This window comes from Staphylococcus schleiferi, assembly GCF_025558325.1.
Taxonomy (GTDB): domain Bacteria; phylum Bacillota; class Bacilli; order Staphylococcales; family Staphylococcaceae; genus Staphylococcus; species Staphylococcus schleiferi.
The window spans coordinates 2404648-2421209 of sequence record NZ_CP094712.1 but is presented as its reverse complement, the minus strand read 5'-3'; the positions used below and the strand labels follow the sequence as shown (position 1 = coordinate 2421209).

The following is a 16562-nucleotide window of genomic DNA, read 5'->3' as shown; positions in this document are numbered from 1 at the left end:
TAATATGAACGGTTGGTGAAACATTCACTGACCGTTATTTTAATTTTTGATAATAAAAAAGCACAAATATCTCTATAATTGTAAGTGACCCAACCAACGATTAAGGAAATATTGTGTCTATGTATTATGATATTTCAAAATTGAAGAAACAACGCTTTTATTGTAAAGCTTATCAACAAACTTTTACAGCTAAATCACCCTATATTCAATCCCGATGTACCATCTCAAATGAGGTCATCCACATTTAACGAATGGGGGCCAATTGAGGGAATTAATCATAAAATAAAACTGATTAAACGGGTTTATTATGGTTATAGAAATTTCTGGAATTTTAGGAATCTAATCTTAATCATTTCTAAGGTATTTGTAAGTAAATATAAACAACCAGTCTGGGACATAAATACCAAAATAAATAGCTCGAAGATGATTTTGACAAAAATCGTCTTCGAGCTTCCTTTTTATTATCATGCTTCATATTATATAGGCTCGCTTTCCGAGGGGACAGCCTCAGCCTGTAGTCTTCGGCTCGTCCTGTTCCCTCAGGAGCCTCGCTATAAATACTTCGCTTATATATGTAATCATTCACCATTATACTTAAACAATAAGGCACTTTCGTATAATTTAATTAATGCCAATAAAAACTAAACTAACGAGGTGCCTAAGGAAATTAGTCGCATCTAGTGCGGCTAAACTGATGATAAAAGGAAAAAAATCCGAGATTTTTCGTTTTTTACGAAAACCTCGGATTTCATCGATTATTGAGACAATTTTGTCTCAGGCTCGTTGGATTGCATTTAAATATTTTTCGTGATGTGATTGTTTTTGTGAATCAACATTTGCAAATAGCGAACTTCTTTTAATTAAAATTAGTTTTCATCTATGACCATGCCATCACGCCAAGAAGGATAACGAAGTGTCCCCTGGTGTGCTTTATATTTTTGATTGCTTGCACCACGTTCGAAAGGTTGAGCAGGGAAGAATTCAATTTCTGGTGAAACTTGAAGCTGTTGGGCATACCAGTTTGCCCATTCTTCCCCGCCAACTGGTTCATCATCTGTAATATTATAAATACCAGGCTCCAACGTAAGTGCGGCAACTGCTGCTTCTACAGTATCCTCAATATGAACAAAAGAGGTTACACCCTTTGAAACTTGAGCTTTCCCTGCTTTAAATTGATTATAAATCATACCTCCTTTTCCATACCAAGTCCCTTCACCATACATCATTCCGTATCTAAGAATAACAGCATGTGATAAACGCTGACTTTCTTTTTCTAAACCGATAACACCATCGACGGTTATTTTTCTATCTCCTGAAGATTCGGTATCCAATGCCGTCTGCTCATCTGCTAATGAGGCGCCAGGTGCGTACATAAAGGCTAAACTTTGTGAAATGATATGCTGAATATTATATTTCAGTGCCAGATCCACTAAATTTCGAGTGCCTTCAACGCGAACTTTTGTATTTGCTGACATATCGACATTTTTTAAATCTGTAATTTGATGCATGATGACGTCAGGTTTGAAATCTCTCAATGCAGGTTCTATTGTTTTTGGCTCGAGGATATTACCAATCCAGGCTTTTGCGCCGAGTTGTTCCAAGCGTGCTTTACCGTTTTGCGAAGTTGTAAAACCAGCAACCTCATACCCTTCTTGAATTAAGCGTTGTGTTAACTTCATACCAATGAGGCCAGTTGCGCCTGTGACGAATATCTTTTTCATTACTTTACTCCTTTGTATTAAATGGAATCAGGTTAATCATTTAATGACGATTCCTTTTCATTTGTTAATAATCCGTATTTATATTAAATAGCCGGTTTTGAAAAATTAAAACAAAGTAGATAGTTAATATTAGCTCTAGTAAAAATAATTATTTCTCGAATTTATGACAAAAAATAAAAATATCAAATGATTCTTATATTTTTGATTGTGTTTTCAGTTTTAATATGACATACTTTTATTAATTAGTATGACATATTAAATGTTAATGAGGTGGTAAAGTATGACAAAATACGTCTACGCTTTTGATGAAGGGCAAAAAGATATGAAAGATTTATTAGGTGGCAAAGGTGCGAATTTATCTGAAATGAAGCGCTTAGGACTACCTGTTCCTGATGGTTTTACCATTACAACTGAAGCTTGTATTGAATATCTAAAAAATGGAGAAAAACTTGCTGATGAGGTTCAAGATCAATTAGAAACACAACTCGCAGCTTTTTCAGAGAGAACGGGCAAGGCTTTTTCATCAAATGATCATTTGTTACTTGTTTCGGTTCGGAGTGGCGCGAAAATTTCAATGCCCGGTATGATGGATACAATTTTAAATTTAGGATTAAATGATGAAAATGTTGAAAAACTGGCAGCTAAAACTGGAGATGCCCGTTTTTCATACGATTGTTATAGACGTCTATTACAAATGTTTGGTGAAGTTGTATATCACATTCCGATGTCTGCTTTCGATACATATTTTAATGCGTATAAACAGTCACATGGTTACGAAAATGATGCAGATATCCCAGCAGAAGGTTTGAAAGAGATATGTGAGCATTATAAAACTGTTTATATTGAAGAAGTTTACAAACCATTCCCACAGGCCCCTATAGACCAACTACGAGAAGCGATTGAAGCTGTATTTAAATCATGGGATAACGATCGTGCGCGTGTGTATCGTGATTTGAATGAGATTCCACATGATATCGGTACAGCGGTTAATGTTCAAGAAATGGTTTTTGGTAATAGTGGCCCTAAAAGTGGCACAGGGGTGGCGTTTACACGTAATCCTGTGACAGGAGAGGCACAATTATTTGGTGAATACTTATTAAATGCGCAAGGAGAAGATGTGGTAGCGGGGATACGGACGCCGAAAGATATTGCAACATTACAGGCGCAAATGCCACACGTACATCAAGCTTTCGTCGAAGTTTCAGAACAACTTGAAGCCCATTATAAAGATATGCAAGATATTGAATTTACAATAGAAAATGAAAAGCTATATATTTTACAAACGCGTAACGGTAAGCGCACAGCTAAAGCGGCAATTCAAATTGCAGTGGATCTTGTAGAAGAAGGCGTCATCTCAAAAGAAGAAGCAATGCACAAAGTAGATGTGAAATCGATCGATACATTGTTACATCCTACTTTTAAAGACGAAGCACTTGAAGTCGCAGAAGTGATATCTAAAGCGGGTTTACCTGCAAGCCCGGGTGCTGCAACAGGTAAGATTGTTTTCTCAGCCGAAGCAGCGCAATTGCAAGCGGAGCAAGGAGAAAAAGTCATTTTAATGCGTCCCGAAACATCTCCTGAAGATATTGAAGGGATGATCGCAAGTGAAGCAATTGTTACAACACACGGAGGAATGACATCTCACGCCGCTGTTGTCGCGCGCGGTATGGGGAAATGTTGTGTGACAGGCTGTTCAGATCTTGAAATCAATACAAAAGAAAAAATCGTATCGTATGCTGGAAAAACATTACAAGAAGGCGATATGGTATCTGTTGATGGTGCAAAAGGCGACCTTTATGTTGGTGAAATTGAAACAACAAGTGCTGAACATAGTGAAGCTTTTGAACAATTTATGCAATGGGCAGAAGACGTGGCCCGCCTTAATGTCCGTATGAACGCTGAAACAACGCCGGACATTGAAGCTGGTTATCAATTTAATGCTAAAGGAATTGGTTTAGTTCGCACTGAGCATATGTTTTTTGGTGCAGAGCGTCTTGTAGAAATGCGTCGCTTTATTTTATCTTCAGATGATGCAACGAGAAAGGCAGCTTTAGATAAAATACGTGCTTATCAAACAGAAGATTTCGAACAGATTTTCCGCTTATCAGGCGAGCGTCCAACGATTGTTCGTTTATTAGATCCACCTTTACATGAGTTTTTACCAAAATCAGAAGATGAAATTCAAAATGTAGCACAACAATTGGCCATTCCAGTAGAAAAATTAAACAAACGTATATTAGAGTTACACGAAACAAACCCTATGTTGGGGCATCGTGGTTGTCGATTAGCTATCACCTATCCAGAGCTTTATGTGATGCAAGCAGAAGCGATTATGAATAGTGTGGCACAATTACAGCAAGAGGGAATCCATTGCCAACCAGAAATTATGATTCCACTTGTATCTACAGTAGAAGAATTTAAAATTTTACAGACACAAATTGTGGAAGCCATCCAACGTATTGAAACAAAAACAGATCAGACATTGCACTTTTTAATGGGAACAATGATTGAAACACCGCGTGCATGTATGATTGCAAATGAACTTGCTGAAGTGTGTGATTTCTTTAGTTTTGGTACGAATGATTTAACACAGTTAACGTATGGCTTTTCCCGTGATGATGCTGGAAAATTCATCAATGAATACTTAAACCAACAAATTTTAGAAGTTGATCCATTCCAAACTTTAGATGTTAATGGGGTAGGGGCATTGATTAAAATGGCTGTTGAGCAAGCAAAACAGGCCAATGAATCAATCAAAATTGGTGTATGTGGAGAGTTAGGAGGCGACCCTAAATCGATTCATCACTTTAACAAAATGGCTATTGATTATGTATCATGTTCACCTTTCCGCGTACCAGGAGCCATTTTAGCTACCGCACAAAGTGTCGTTGAGAGCGAGCGATAAGGCTATGGAGAAAAGGCAATTGACGATTTTTATCGTATCTGATTCACTAGGTGAAACGGCGCAACGTATGGTACATGCCGGTGTCAGTCAATTTCCAGATTTGACGCAAATTGAAATTAAAAAGTTTTCGTTTATCAAAAGCGAGGAAGAGTTAGTTCATGTATTAAAGTTAGCAAAAGAAAGAGATGCGATTGTTGTTACGACGCTAGTGACAGAAGAATATAATGTTATGGGACAAGCGTATGCAAACCAATATCAAATTCCATATATTGACTATATGTCGTCGCTCCTTCACCATATTCAAGCGCAAACGGGTCATATTCCTACGAAAGAAACAGGGATGATTCGAAAATTAGATGATGATTACTTCAAGCGTATTGATGCGATTGAATATTCGGTTAAATATGATGATGGTAAGCATTTTACGGATATAGGTGAAGCGGACGCACTCATTGTAGGTGTTTCGCGTACATCTAAGACGCCATTAAGCATGTACTTAGCAAATAAAGGCTATAAAATTGCGAATATCCCACTAGTTCCCGAAGTGACAATCCCATACGAGACGATAAAAAAGAAGCAAATTAAAGTATTCGGCTTAACAGCGAGCCCACAATATATTATGAACATTCGAACAGAGCGAATGAAAATATTAGGCATCGACGGCCAAGCCAATTATAACGATTTAAAACGAATCAAAGTGGAGTTGGCCTATGCGGAAGAAGTATTCAAAAAGTTGAATGCAACCGTGATTAACACAGAATATCGCTCGATTGAAGAGTCGGCATTCTATATCGAAAAATTTCTACAGGCCTCTTTTTAAATACATTCAAAAATAAAAAACAGAGCCTAGGACATAACCTAGCAAAAATAAGAAAACACCTCAAATTCTTGAATGAATTTTGGGGTGTTTTTTAGGAAATTGAAACCGTATCTCCCAGTTCTTTGCCATGTGTAGCGGTTAAATTATTTTAAATTGCGTGTATTTTGATTTTTAGTTGGTACAACAAAATACAATATTGCAAATACAATAATAGAAATAAAAGTGACTGCTGCAGTAATGGCAGGACTTAGGCTAAATAACACAGAAGAAATAACACATAAAGTACTAATAATAATCGCGATTAAATAAATGCGTTCTTTCAATTTTTCTGACATGATTTCTCACCCCTTTTATTCACTTTAATCATATCAAATTAAAGTGATGAATCAATCGCTATTTGAAAATTCATTGAACATTTCAATAAATAGTCGCAGAAGATTGTTCTTGAGCAGTGAATATGTTATATTTTCAAAGTATGCTTAAACGATTCAACGCATTAAAGCGAAAGGGTGAAAGGTATTGTCACAAAAGTCACAGTGGAAATCGTCGACGGGATTTATTTTAGCGAGCGCAGGCTCCGCAATTGGTTTAGGGGCATTATGGAAGTTTCCATATATGGTAGGGATGTATGGCGGCGGAGCTTTTTTATTCATGTTTGTTTTATTCACTATTTTAATAGGTCTCCCTTTTCTGATTATGGAATTTGCAGTAGGTAAATTAGGCAGAACCTATACAACGCAATTATTCGGAAAGTTAACGGGCCAAAAATGGCTTAATAGTATCGGTTGGATTGGCAATCTAACAGTATTTTTGTTGTTCGGTTTTTACAGTGTGATTGGGGGCTGGATTGTAGTCTATATTGGAATCGTTGGACTTCAATGGATTCATCTCGGCCTCGCGCATTTGAGCGATATACGTTTTGAATCGGTCATTAGCCAACCTGCCTATACATTGATCGGACAGCTTATATTTATTGGACTGACTTGTTTAATTGTGATGCTAGGCGTTGAAAAAGGTTTAGAAAAGGCATCTAAAGTGATGATGCCGCTGCTTTTTATCTTTTTAATTATCATTGTTGCCCAATCGCTTTCTTTAAAAGGTGCTATGGAAGGGGTGCGCTTTTTATTTGAACCACGCGTGACAGACATAACGATGGATTCTATTTTATTTGCGTTAGGCCAATCCTTTTTCGCACTATCATTAGGTACGACTGGTATGATGACATATGCAAGTTACGCACCTAAAGAAATGCCAATTAAGCGGTCTGCAATTACGATTGTTGCTATGAATATTGTTATCGCCATTTTAGCGGGTTTAGCTATATTTCCGGCATTACAGGCTTTTGGCTATCAGCCTAAAGAGGGACCTGGTTTATTATTCAAAGTGTTACCCCTTGTTTTTGAAAAAATTCAATTTGGTGCGTTATTTTATATTATTTTCCTAGTTCTCTTTTTGTTTGCAGCATTGACTTCTTCAATTTCATTGCTAGAGTTAAATATTTCTAATTTAACACGCAATGATAATCGAAAACGCACCAAAATGACGATGCTCGTAGGTGCAGGTGTGGTCATGATAAGTATACCGGCAATGTTGTCATTCAGTAGCTTAAGCGGATTAACTTTTGGTGCAGGTACGCTTTTTGATAATATGGATTTTCTTGTTTCAAATATTTTGCTACCTATTGGCGCGCTCGCCTCAACATTAGCAATTGGCCATAAGGTTAAAAAGGAGACATTAAGAGAGGCATTTGGTAATCACCGTCTTAAACTATTTTACCCATGGTATATATTAGTAAAATGGGTATTGCCATGTATTATATTAGCAGTATTCATTTTACAATTTGTTTGAACAGATTAAGTTTGACGTTTTTGTCTTATAGCACATTTCTGATTAATAAAGTTCAATATAAAAAAGCGTGGTCGAACTTGCCTCAATGATGAGAGGCAGACTACCACGCTTTTTAAATGAATGACAAGAAGAAATTTACATATAATATTGATGTTGTCTCAGTTCGCCATGTTTTGCAAAATGGCATAAATCGTGAATCATGCGGTGGCTCAGTTGTTTTTCATGTGAAGTCAGTGTTAAACCATTTGCTTCTAAAATATCGAGTCGTCCCATCCAAAAAATTAAGTCTAAGATATGATAAGCTGAAGCATAGCGTGGGTGATCAGGACGAAACCAATTAAACTCAGCTTTCCAAGTGGGCGCCGTTTTTGAAAGTGTGTGAAAAAGGTCGAGAAACGGCTGTTTAAAATAGAAATCTGTGATAAGCCGACGTTGTTGTTGCGCTGTCATCATCTCATGAAGAGCGGGTATGGGTAATCCAGCACGACTCAAAATTGCTTGAAATTGTAAAGGGTCTAATTTTTTTTGCTCGTTTTTAATATAAATATCACCTTCTGATGATGTGATACCTAATAAAACAGGTATATCGACATGGTCATAATGGGGCTCAATCTCCTTTGATGCAACAGGTTGATAAATTAATTCTAACCCTTTTGAAGGACCATAATGTGATTGATGCGCCTCCATCAACGTTAAAATAGCGTCACTATCTAATGTTTCCCATGTTTGATTGGGAAAGTGTCGATGTTTTAATGTGTTGAACATTTGCGCTTTTTGTTGTGCGGCGTATGGCGTATCGAGTTGTAATATGCCGCTTAACAGTACCGCATGTCGAATCAATGGTCTCACGCTTCGTATGCGTAACAGTGCCTCAATACTCATTGCGCCTGCGGATTGGCCCATGAGTGTGATACACTCCGGATCGCCACCAAAGCTGGAAATATGCGCATAGACCCACTTTAATGCACAGATTTGGTCAGAAAGTCCATTGTTTGCCTGCCAGTCAGAATGAATTGCAGACCAGTCCAAAAAACCTAAAGCACCTAATCGGTAATTGAATGTGACAACGATGACGTCCTCTTGTTGAACAATCGTTTGGGGTTGATATATATCTTGGGCACTATGACCATTCACAAAGCTTCCACCGTAAATAAAAATAATGACAGGTAGAAGTTGATCGCCCTTAGAGTGAGGACGCCAAATATTTAATGTGAGACAATCTTCACTTTGTTGAGGTGGTTCTTGAAAAGGAGAGAAAAAAGCTTCAAGCGAATTAAAGGGTTGTATCGGTGTATGACCAAATTCTGTCGCATAGAGGTCATTCTCGTAATATGTAACGGGCTGGGCATGTTTAAAGCGCAAAGCGCCTTTTGGTGATTGTGCGTAAGGAATACCTTTAAAAACGTCAAAACCAGCATATGATTTGCCATAAATTGTTCCTAATTTCGTATCAATACGCATCCCTTTCACTCCTTCAATGGTACAAATAAGCTTCAGCTAAGCTTTCTTTTTGATAAATCCCCATGCCCGTTTTTAATAATTTAAACCCACAAGATTCATAAAAATCAGTATGACCAATAGTCGAAATGAGATGAATACAGGAAACTGAACGAAAGATGTCGCAAAGTTGATGTAAAAGCTTTTTACCAATCCCTTGCCGTTGATAGTGTGGATGGACAATCACATCATATATAGCAGCATTGAAAACACCGTCAGAAAGGGCACGGGCACAGCCAACGATTTTTTGTTGGTGGACAGCTACAAAAATATGTGTGCTTGCATTGTAAATGACTCCAATATTTTCGAGCGTATGGCCAAACCAACCAATATCTTGATATAGCTTATAAAGTTGCTGAATGTCTTCCGATGTCAGCGTTGTTTTTGAGATGATCTCCATAAACTTAGCCTCCTTTATCTTTATTATATATTATAACGCAAACCATCATTTAAATTATCAGAAAAATATGAATATAAAAATTGATTGCCTTTACATTGAATCTCGCTATAATTTAACCTATAATTCATATTGAATAACTAAGAATTAAGGTAGTGAATGGATTGAGGAGGCGCAATTTTGAGGAATTTCGATTTAATTGGACATACACCGCTTGTGCAATTAGAACATTATAGTAATGACGATGTTCAAATTTATGCGAAACTCGAGATGTATAACCCGGGAGGCAGTGTAAAAGATCGACTTGGAAAGTATTTAATTGAACATGCGATAGAAGAAGGACGAATTCAAGCTGGAGATACGGTTGTAGAGGCCACTGCAGGTAATACAGGTATAGGACTTGCGATCGTCGCAAACCAGTATCAAATCCAATGTGTCATTTTTGCGCCAGAAGGGTTTTCAGAGGAAAAAATTGATATTATGCGCGCATTAGGCGCCCGTATTTATCGTACACCGAAAGATGAAGGGATGTTAGGTGCGCGTCAAGCAGCAGAAAACTTTGCGAAGCGTACAGGTGCGTATTATACAAACCAATTCGAAACATCAGATAATCCAGGCGCCTACAGAGAGACGCTCGCGGTAGAAATTATTGAAGCGATACCGAATTTGGATTACTTTGTGGCAGGGGCAGGTTCGGGAGGCACGTTTTCTGGTGTCGCTGAAGCTTTACAACCTTATGATGTTAAATCCGTTGTTGTTGAGCCAAAAGGATCTATTTTAAGTGGACAAGAAAAGGGAAGCCACGATACTGAGGGCATCGGTGTAGAGGTATGGCCTCAATTTTTGAAAAAAGAATGGATTGATGCCGTTGAAGTGGTCTCTGACGAAGTGGCATTTGAACATGTGAAACAACTCGCCAAATATGAAGGGATATTAGCGGGGAGTTCGTCGGGTGCAGCGTTAGAAGGTGCGCTTCAAGTGGCGCAACGTATTCAAAAGGGTAAGATTGTCGTCATTTTTCCGGATGGAAGTGACCGTTATATGTCGAAAAAAATATTTCAATATGGAGGAGATTTAAATGAATAAAAAAACATTATTAGTACATGGTGGAAATACGACAGATCCATATACAGGTGCAGTAACGACACCGATATATCAAACAAGTACGTACGAACAAGATGCAATCGGTGCGTTAAGACAAGGTTATGAATATTCACGTACCGCAAATCCAACACGTTCTGCTCTAGAATCGTTGATTGCAGATTTAGAACATGGTCAACACGGTTTTGCTTTTGGTTCAGGTATGGCGGCTATCAGTGCAGTCTTAATGCTTTTAGATCAAGGTGATCATATTATTGTCGGGTCAGATGTTTATGGAGGAACATATCGTGCCATGACAAAAGTCTTTACAAGATATGGCATCGAATTTGATTTTGTAAATACAACAGATGTTAAAAACATCGAAGCAAAAATTAATGATCAAACGAAAATGCTTTTTATTGAGACACCGTCTAACCCATTATTGAGAGTGACTGATATTCAAGCAGTGAGCGAATTAGCAAAACAACATCAATTATTGACTGTGGTTGATAATACCTTTATGACACCTTATTATCAAACACCACTTACTTTAGGTGCTGATATTGTGGTACATTCAGCTACTAAATATTTAGGTGGACATAGTGATGTTGTTGCAGGTTTAGTCGCAGTTAATAACGATGACTTGGCAGAGCGTATTGGTTTTATTCAAAATTCTACGGGTGGTGTGCTTGGACCACAAGACAGCTATCTTCTTGTACGTGGTATTAAAACTTTAGGTTTGCGTATGGATCAAATTGAACGTAATGCCTTAGCTGTCGTAGAAATGCTGAATCAACATCAGAATGTTAAAGCTGTTTACCATCCAAGTCTAACAACACACTTAAATTATGAAATTCATCAAGCACAAGCGGACGGCACGACAGGTATTGTTTCGTTTGAAGTGTCTGATGTAGAAAAAGCGAAATATTTGGTTAAACAAACGCAATATTTCACATTAGCGGAAAGTTTAGGCGCAGTGGAAAGTTTAATTTCTGTACCAAGTCTTATGACACATGCATCTATACCTGCAGATGTACGCGCTAAAGAAGGGATTGCTGATGGGTTAGTTAGATTATCTTTAGGTATTGAAGATACGAATGATATTGTAGCAGATTTAAAACAGACATTAGATCAGCTGTAAAATAGGTATGTGTTTGAAATACAGGTTGTTAAAAGTCGACTGTATTTATAAAATAGGCCATCGAATGATGTATATTTAAGATATATCTAATAAATTGATATTTAAGGAGTTATAGAAGCTAAGGTCATGTTCTACCTTAGCTTCTTTTTGTAATGATAATGTCATATAACGGAAATATATTTTTTATAGTGTTAGGTGTATACTTTATCAATGTATAGGTGTGTTTATAATGACTATCTTAAATAAGGAGGGAAATCAATGCATAAAAAAATCATTGCGGCAGTGATAGGGACTTCAGCTGTTACTGCAATGGTAGCCGCGGATGCCAATGCTTCAACATACCGTGTTAAAGCAGGTGACTCGCTTTGGTCTATTGCAACAAAATACAACATTACGATTTCACAACTTAAATCTTATAATAACTTGAGTTCCAATTTAATCTTTCCGAACCAAGTATTAAAAGTATCAGGAAGTACTGCGGGTACATCTAATCATGTGTCATCTTCGGGGAATTCATCAACATATACGGTGGTAAGTGGTGACTCATTATCAAGTATTGCCGCACGTTATGGAACGACATATCAACATATCATGCAATTGAACGGTTTAAATAGCTTTATGATTTATCCGGGTCAAAAGCTGAAAGTAAGTGGAACTGCTTCTACACCAAGTCGTCAAAAACCGGCTAAAACTTCTGGATCAACTACATATTATACAGTGCAACCAGGCGATTCATTATCACTTATTGCTTCAAAGTATGGGACAACTTATCAAAATATCATGAACCTAAATGGTTTGGATTCATTTTTAATTTTTCCAGGTCAAAAATTGAAAGTTAAAGGTACAGCATCTGCACCTAACCATACAACACCATCTAAACCTGCAAAACCAGCAACTAATGGTGCGACAACATATTATACAGTACAGCCAGGCGATTCATTATCGTTAATCGCTTCAAAATATGGCACAACGTATCAAAACATTATGCAATTAAATGGATTAAATTCATTTTTAATCTTCCCAGGTCAAAAATTAAAGGTTTCAGGTTCAGCGGCTTCTACAGGTACAACAACAGCACCTAACCGCCAATACCAAACACCAATCTTTAATCATGAAAATTACTATGACTGGGGTCAATGTACGTGGTATGTATTTAACAAACGTAAGGAAGCTGGTTTAGGTATCAGTACTTACTGGTGGAATGCTAATGCATGGGACGATAATGCAGCGCGTGACGGTTACACAATTGACCGCAACCCAACAGTAGGTTCAATTTTACAATCAGACTTAGGTTATTATGGTCATGTTTCATACGTTGAACGTGTGAATCCAGATGGCAGTATTTTAGTTTCTGAAATGAATTTCACTGCTGGACCAGGTGTACTGACTTATCGTACAGTGCCAAGTTACAATGTAGCGAACTTTAAATATATCCATTAATATATAAAAGGATTTCACTCATCATACTGATGAATGGAATCCTCTTTTTTTGGCTCTATACTCAATAGGGCTAGTGATTGATTGGCTCACCAGTCCTATTTTTCATACAAAAGAGCGGTCTCTTCATTTTACTTCGGTTAACTAACTTATCATCCGAAACGATTCAAGCTATACGGGACAATGAATTAAATGCATTTTTGTCCCGTGTGAAGTGATTATCATAAAAGGATGTCCTCTAACGCATTTGTATGGTTAGAGGGCATCCTTTAAATGTTAAATATTTTAATTTAAATTGTATTAACATAAGGAATGTGTTTTTTAGTGTAGTGACTGATTAACACTGAGATAATGCCAAATAGAATAAAACTGATTAATACAATAATTGTTGAATTCCATTCTAATGGTTGGTGTAGGTAAACTAAATTTTTAATCTCTGTTGTGTATAATTTGAAAGGATTCCACGGTAAAATATATTGTTGATAAAATTTAGGTACCATATGAATAGGTAATAAAATGGCTTGCATAGAAAAGAATACCAATATTAAAAATACAGGTGCTGCAAGAATACCAATCCAAACCATTAATCCTAAGATAAGCAATGAGAAACCAGAGATAGCTAAACCAATAAAGCTTGCGGTTACGAATGGATTTGGAAAGTTGAAATTCATAACGTAACTTAGGAAATAGACATATGCAAAACTTCCAGCAAAACTTGCGATGAGATCTATACCTATAGTTAATGCGCCTGTTAAAGTTTGACGACGTCGAGATGACATTTGACTTCTGTTTTTGAAATTAAAGTATAATACGACAGCTGTAATCATTGATGCAAGCCATACAGGCATAAAGAGTACCATAGCTGCATTACCATTAGCTTGATGTGATGCAATAGGATGGAATGTATGCTGATCAACGTTGACAGGGTTAGAAAACTGTTCGAATTGTTTAGCTGAGATATCGACGTTACTTTGAGCGAGTGCTTGAACATTTTGCTGACTGACTTGCTGATTAATATTCGTGCCTATTTGTTTCAAGACTTGTTTTGTTACATTTGCAAGTTGACCTTGACCCCCTTCATCAATGTAAGTACTGATTTGGGCTTGTTCTATTTTTGAAGGTGCTTTTTGTCCTTTTTTCTCCATTTGCGCTTTTATTTTTTGAATTTGTTGAGGTGGTATTTTACCTTCTTCAACTTGTTGTTGGAGTTCTTTTTGTTTAGATTTCATGATGGTTGTTTGAGCAGGGCTTAAAGCATGCTCTGAAAAATGATCTTCCAAAATAATTGCGCCAGCGTAAGTTCCTTTACGTACTTCATCTTGCGCTTTTTTGGCATCTTTGACTTCATGCCATTGAATTTCTTCTTTTTTGTTGTCTTTCAATTTTTCTGTTAATTTATTACCAATATTGATTTCTTTATCTTGTATGTGTGTCCCTTTATCTAAATTAACAATCGCCATAGGAACGTTGTTAGGTTTTGGGTTATATGCAGGATAAAATGCAGTAGCTAAAATTAATAAAATGGTTCCCGTAATGAGCGGTACAATCCATAATTTACGATTACTCATAAAATGACCTCCTTTAAGCAACATTGTGTTGTTTATTGTTCGTGATGTTATTATAATAGATATTAAAATAGATACAATGTTCAATTGATGGCAAAGTGCTGATTAACCAACACATAGTATAAAATTGTTGTTTAAAGGAGATTATTTTGATGGATAGAAGAGTTCGTAAAACGAAAACGGCAATAAAAAATGCGATGATTACACTTTTGAAAACGGAAAAGTTAGATAAAATTACCGTGAATCAAATTGCAGATGTTGCAGATATCAATCGTGCTACATTTTATCAGCATTATTTAGATAAGTATGATTTACTCGATCAAATTGAACAAGAAATGATTGAGCAGATGCAAATCAATTTTAATGAAAAAATTATGCGTCTTAAAGCAGTCGAGAATGCTGAGGAAGCAGCAATTGTGTTCAAAGAGATTCCACGCGCAGTTTTAACAATCATGCACGACGATCTTGATCGGTATCGCGTTTTATTAACTATGGGGCGCAATTATGAAATTGAACAAAAGATTGGAGAAATGATTGAGCTTAATTTGAAGAGTTTGTTACCTAATGATAAGGAGATAGCAGGAATTCCATTTCGATATTTTCATGCTTTTGTTTTGGGGAGTATGTGGTCGCTAATGCGTACTTGGGTGCTAGATGAGGCACGAAGTACAATTGATGAACAAGTCGAAAATATTTATAAATTGATGTATCAAGGGCCTTGGCGGATTATTTATGAAGTTTATCATTAAAAAATCATGAGACAGGTGACGTTTGGATTGCGCAGTTGTTAGTCGCAAGTTGTGCGCAATCCAAGTCAGCTGCCTCATTCTCACAAATTATGAACGTGCTTGAATTTCTTTAAGTTTTTGCACAGAGCTATAGACTTGGCGTCCTATTGAAAACATAGACCATGCTTTTCCAGCTTTGCTTTTAGCACCGAATGACAAGTAAAAATCAAGCAGTACATCTGCTACACCGATGCCGATAGAAATATAGCTCAATTTTTTGTTTTTTGAACGATAGATATAAGTATTGTAAGCATCGACAATGATGCTCGCGCCAGACAATGCGCCTGATAAGAGACTTAACGTTTTTTTAGGTTTTTTTGCCATAGAATGATAACCCCCATCTATATTGAATTATGATACATAGTATACCATTTTTGATAACTTTATCTATACATTGTGCGTTTATAACCTCTACACACTGCTAAATATCGCCATTTTTAAGCAAATCGTAATGGGCTATGCTTTATCAATCAATCCACCTTTAGTGTCTTTTATATAGTGTGAGTTAAGCGACTTTTCAGAAACTTGAAATGGATGTGGACGATATCATTTTTCGCGTTCTAATAATCATTTAATATACTAAAGTGGCTAAAATACCCAACTCAGGGCTGATGAAAAGGGATATTGCATAGCGTAAACTGTTGTAAGTGAAAGTATGACATGAATTTGTTATCATTTAATCAAGAAACAATTTAATATATCAATGATTGAATTGTAGGCAAATTGAGTAAATTTTTGAACTTGATTAATATGAGAATGATTGAGTAATCTTATTCAATTTGGATTGTGTCGAGAAATATAGAGGAGTGATACAAAATGAATCAAATGACAAAAGTAGTCATTGCAACAAGTTTATCTGTGGGGGCACTATTAGGTGCAACATCAGTAGGGGCACAACTGCCTACGGATGCGCATGCGGCAACAGCGCAAAAAGCCCCATACTACACTTACAAAGGTGTATTTAATTATAAGTCTAATAATGCTTTAGAAGATAAAAACTTTTATCAAGCACTAAAAGCAGATAATTTTAAATATGAAGGTTTAAAAGTAGGTCAATCAACACGTGCTGATGTGGAAAAAGCACTTGGAAAAGACTTGAAAAAATATTATGCGAAAAAAGGCATCACATATTACGAAAAAAATGATGTCATTATCGGCATTGATGACCATAATAAATTAGTTAATCTGACATTACTTGTCGATAAAGTAGAGCATAGTGACAAAGCGATTCGCGATCATGTAAAATCTGGAGAAATTTTTGATGCTAAAACAACACAAGTTGCGTTTTACCCAGGTAATTCTATCGTGATTAAAGCAAAAGGTAGTATGGCCTAATTATTGATAATAATGTTATAAAAAGCAT

General features: G+C 36.6%; 15 protein-coding genes and 1 pseudogene. 10 read left to right on the top strand and 6 right to left on the bottom strand.

Annotation, left to right across the window (positions count from 1 at the left end):
• The first annotated feature begins 119 nt into the window (after window positions 1-119).
• Both MUA40_RS11495 and MUA40_RS11490 read left to right on the top strand, forming a co-directional pair.
• Entirely contained in the window at window positions 120-248 is a 129-nt protein-coding gene (locus MUA40_RS11495) for a hypothetical protein (RefSeq protein ID WP_262569602.1), read from the top strand.
• A gap of 7 nt (window positions 249-255) precedes the next feature.
• Window positions 256-390, top strand: a pseudogene (locus MUA40_RS11490) (transposase); the annotation flags it as partial.
• 476 nt (window positions 391-866) lie between these two features.
• Here the strand turns inward: MUA40_RS11490 and MUA40_RS11485 are convergent.
• The gene (locus tag MUA40_RS11485) at window positions 867-1721 is read right to left on the bottom strand and encodes an NAD-dependent epimerase/dehydratase family protein (RefSeq protein WP_016425623.1); all 855 of its coding nucleotides are present in this window, start codon (window positions 1719-1721) and stop codon (window positions 867-869) included.
• Between the two features lie 280 nt (window positions 1722-2001).
• Between MUA40_RS11485 and ppdK the strand changes: the two genes are divergently transcribed.
• The gene (gene ppdK / locus MUA40_RS11480; RefSeq protein ID WP_016425622.1) at window positions 2002-4626 is read left to right on the top strand and encodes a pyruvate, phosphate dikinase; all 2625 of its coding nucleotides are present in this window, start codon (window positions 2002-2004) and stop codon (window positions 4624-4626) included.
• 4 nt (window positions 4627-4630) lie between these two features.
• Window positions 4631-5446, top strand: coding sequence for a pyruvate, water dikinase regulatory protein (locus tag MUA40_RS11475; RefSeq protein WP_037559370.1), 816 nt, complete (start codon window positions 4631-4633; stop codon window positions 5444-5446).
• A gap of 143 nt (window positions 5447-5589) precedes the next feature.
• Here MUA40_RS11475 and MUA40_RS11470 read toward each other — a convergent pair whose 3' ends face one another.
• Entirely contained in the window at window positions 5590-5781 is a 192-nt protein-coding gene (locus MUA40_RS11470; RefSeq protein WP_016425620.1) for a hypothetical protein, read from the bottom strand.
• Window positions 5782-5965: 184 nt separating this feature from the next.
• On the opposite strand from MUA40_RS11470, the gene MUA40_RS11465 reads away from it, so the two are divergent.
• A complete protein-coding gene (locus MUA40_RS11465; protein ID WP_262569600.1) occupies window positions 5966-7294 on the top strand; it encodes a sodium-dependent transporter in 1329 nt (442 codons plus the stop codon).
• A 135-nt stretch (window positions 7295-7429) separates the two neighbouring features.
• On the opposite strand, the gene MUA40_RS11460 is transcribed toward MUA40_RS11465, so the two are convergent.
• Both MUA40_RS11460 and MUA40_RS11455 read right to left on the bottom strand, forming a co-directional pair.
• Window positions 7430-8755, bottom strand: coding sequence for a carboxylesterase family protein (locus MUA40_RS11460; RefSeq protein WP_016425618.1), 1326 nt, complete (start codon window positions 8753-8755; stop codon window positions 7430-7432).
• A 13-nt stretch (window positions 8756-8768) separates the two neighbouring features.
• Entirely contained in the window at window positions 8769-9191 is a 423-nt protein-coding gene (locus tag MUA40_RS11455) for a GNAT family N-acetyltransferase (RefSeq protein ID WP_016425617.1), read from the bottom strand.
• A gap of 177 nt (window positions 9192-9368) precedes the next feature.
• Between MUA40_RS11455 and MUA40_RS11450 the strand changes: the two genes are divergently transcribed.
• The 3 genes from MUA40_RS11450 to MUA40_RS12205 all read left to right on the top strand — a co-directional run bounded on the left by MUA40_RS11450 (window position 9369) and on the right by MUA40_RS12205 (window position 12849).
• Window positions 9369-10274 carry a PLP-dependent cysteine synthase family protein gene (locus MUA40_RS11450; RefSeq protein WP_016425616.1) on the top strand — a complete coding sequence of 302 codons (906 nt, stop codon included), beginning with the start codon at window positions 9369-9371 and terminating at the stop codon, window positions 10272-10274.
• Window positions 10267-11409 (top strand): bifunctional cystathionine gamma-lyase/homocysteine desulfhydrase, encoded by a 1143-nt coding sequence (locus MUA40_RS11445; RefSeq protein WP_126496138.1) that lies wholly within the window; start codon window positions 10267-10269, stop codon window positions 11407-11409. The genes MUA40_RS11450 and MUA40_RS11445 overlap by 8 nt, the downstream gene beginning before the upstream one ends.
• Window positions 11410-11667: 258 nt before the next feature.
• Window positions 11668-12849 carry a LysM peptidoglycan-binding domain-containing protein gene (locus MUA40_RS12205; RefSeq protein WP_016425614.1) on the top strand — a complete coding sequence of 394 codons (1182 nt, stop codon included), beginning with the start codon at window positions 11668-11670 and terminating at the stop codon, window positions 12847-12849.
• Between the two features lie 287 nt (window positions 12850-13136).
• On the opposite strand, the gene MUA40_RS11435 is transcribed toward MUA40_RS12205, so the two are convergent.
• Window positions 13137-14414, bottom strand: a complete 1278-nt coding sequence (locus MUA40_RS11435) for a YhgE/Pip domain-containing protein (RefSeq protein WP_016425613.1) — start codon at window positions 14412-14414, stop codon at window positions 13137-13139.
• Between the two features lie 149 nt (window positions 14415-14563).
• On the opposite strand from MUA40_RS11435, the gene MUA40_RS11430 reads away from it, so the two are divergent.
• Entirely contained in the window at window positions 14564-15160 is a 597-nt protein-coding gene (locus MUA40_RS11430) for a TetR/AcrR family transcriptional regulator (RefSeq protein ID WP_126496137.1), read from the top strand.
• 87 nt (window positions 15161-15247) lie between these two features.
• Here the strand turns inward: MUA40_RS11430 and MUA40_RS11425 are convergent, their stop codons facing one another.
• Entirely contained in the window at window positions 15248-15523 is a 276-nt protein-coding gene (locus MUA40_RS11425; protein ID WP_016425611.1) for a hypothetical protein, read from the bottom strand.
• A 492-nt stretch (window positions 15524-16015) separates the two neighbouring features.
• Here MUA40_RS11425 and isaB point away from each other — a divergent pair, with 492 nt between their 5' ends.
• Complete coding sequence (isaB, locus tag MUA40_RS11420) at window positions 16016-16534, top strand: immunodominant staphylococcal antigen IsaB family protein (RefSeq protein WP_016425610.1); 519 nt, start codon at window positions 16016-16018, stop codon at window positions 16532-16534.
• The last annotated feature ends 28 nt before the right edge of the window (window positions 16535-16562 follow it).